Source organism: Paenibacillus sp. P4_A9 (assembly GCF_056402415.1).
Genome location: NZ_JBFUHL010000186.1, coordinates 1 through 2,025, shown reverse-complemented (window position 1 = coordinate 2,025; position 2,025 = coordinate 1). Strand labels below are relative to the sequence as shown.

The window sequence follows — 2,025 nt, the reverse complement described above, 5'->3', positions numbered from 1 at the left end:
AGTAACTAGAGTTTCTCTAGAACTGAAAATTTCTCTCACCCTGTTTGTAGGGTAACAGTATAGAAGGGGCTCCATTTCGAGTATAAAAGTAAAGGTACAAGCATATGAATTTATAAGCAATTGGATATAAGGAGGGATAGACTGTGTATCCACTATTACGTGATATACAACAGGTTCGCAATTTTAAATCAAAAAGCTTTTCGATAAATGTAGATTTACAACAATTGTCACGGCTTATAAATTTGGATGAAGATTCTCTGTACAGTTTGTTAGAATATCGAAGGAGGTTAAGCGATTCGGAAATGTCTGAATTGGCGAGCGCATTAAATATAGAATTTGAGGATATTTACGAATGTCGATATGTTTACGATTCGTATATGGATAGAATTATAGAATCAATAAGAAAACAAGGATACGGGGCATTTTCTCTATCTACCTGGTATAACGAAAATATTCCAGATGCATTTGCAATATTGACTGGAGTTTTGTGGGAGAAAGTGCCGAAATCAGACGGGTGGGGTCTTAAAACCCCTAGTGAACTTGCTACATATATGGAGAGATATCTTTTTAAGAAAATGACCCGGGAAAAAATAAATAGTTCTGTTGATAAAGGTGCGGTTTATTCTTTTCCTTATTCCTTTTTTGATCGAGTCGATGGTTGTATGCGGGAATGTTGGATTGAGATGTATTATTTATCCCCCAAAAAATTGGTAGTCTTAGAGGATATTAAGAGTGATCTGATGTTGGCAATGCCTGAGTTATATATTACTTCTATAATACAACACATTCTCAAATCAACAAATTGGATCAAAGAAGAGTCGACATTTTATCAGGTTAATTCCGAAATCAGATTTGTTGTTAGAACTTTCTCAGGTGGCAACAAACTTAAACCAGAATATACAGAGTTGGTAATGAGCGAGTATGGTGTAAGTAGTTTTGAAAAAGTCGACTTAAAGGATATTTTTGTAGTTTAGGGGGACATTATGGATCAATATACACAAAATAATGAGGGGAAATTACCAAATCTTGAGGATGAGAGCAAATCACTTATATTTAGTATGCTGGTGCCAACTGGAGACATTTTCGGTTTCAAAAAGGTTACATCGGCCGACTCCTCTTTAGATACATATATAATTCCAAGGAGTAGACTAAAAAGCGTTTTGAAAGATGAAAAACAAAAAGAAAGATTTCATAGAGCAGGTATCTATTTTCTTTTTGGCGAACAGGAACACGAACTACAGAATGGAGTTTATGTTGGTAGAACAAATGACGCTTCTAATAGATTAKGGAAACATTTCGAGAAATCTTTTTGGGATATTGCTATTATCTTTATCTCAAACGATAGTAAGTTTCATCCAACGCATTCTATCTATTTGGAAGGTTATTGTTGGGAAAAACTCAGAATTATTCAAAGATTTCAAATACATAACGATCAACCAATTACATTACCACGCGTCCCTGAAGAAACTTTGGCGGAAATAGGTAGATTCTATATATATATAAAGAATGTACTTACTGTTTTTGGTTATCCCGCATTAGTTACAATAGAATCCGAACCCAAGGGTAGGAATTACGACCAAGAAATTTTTACATGCCAATCAAATGAGAAAAAAGTAAGGGCTTTAGGGATATTTGTTGAAACGGGTTTCAAAGTTTTGCAAGGAGGAACTGCTTGTCGTAACATTGATGTTATAAATAGTGACTATTTGAGAAAAGAGCGGCAAGAACTTATTGAAAATAATATTCTAGTAGAAAGAGAAGATGATGGCTTCTATTTCTTTGATCAAGAACATACTTTTACAAGTGCAAGTCGTGCTGCGCGCGTGATATTGGGATACTCCGCTTCTGCAGAAAAAGTCTGGAAGTTAGAAGATGGAAGAAAACTAAAAGAATTACAGGACTAGTTTACAAATTGTCAAATCAAGTGAACTACGGAATTATAAACAATTTTTTCACGTGGAAGCCCTTTCTACTATGGAAGGGTTTTATTTAATCATGGTTTTGTAGTTTAGTACCGAGATACTA

2 protein-coding genes are annotated in these 2,025 nt (G+C 34.6%); both read left to right on the top strand.

Features of this window, described 5'->3' with window-relative positions; translation table 11 throughout:
• Positions 1–143 precede the first annotated feature (143 nt).
• Complete coding sequence (locus AC1DVJ_RS30760; protein WP_477596697.1) at positions 144–974, top strand: hypothetical protein; 831 nt, start codon at positions 144–146, stop codon at positions 972–974.
• 9 nt (positions 975–983) lie between these two features.
• Complete coding sequence (locus tag AC1DVJ_RS30755) at positions 984–1,904, top strand: GIY-YIG nuclease family protein (protein WP_477596695.1); 921 nt, start codon at positions 984–986, stop codon at positions 1,902–1,904.
• The last annotated feature ends 121 nt before the right edge of the window (positions 1,905–2,025 follow it).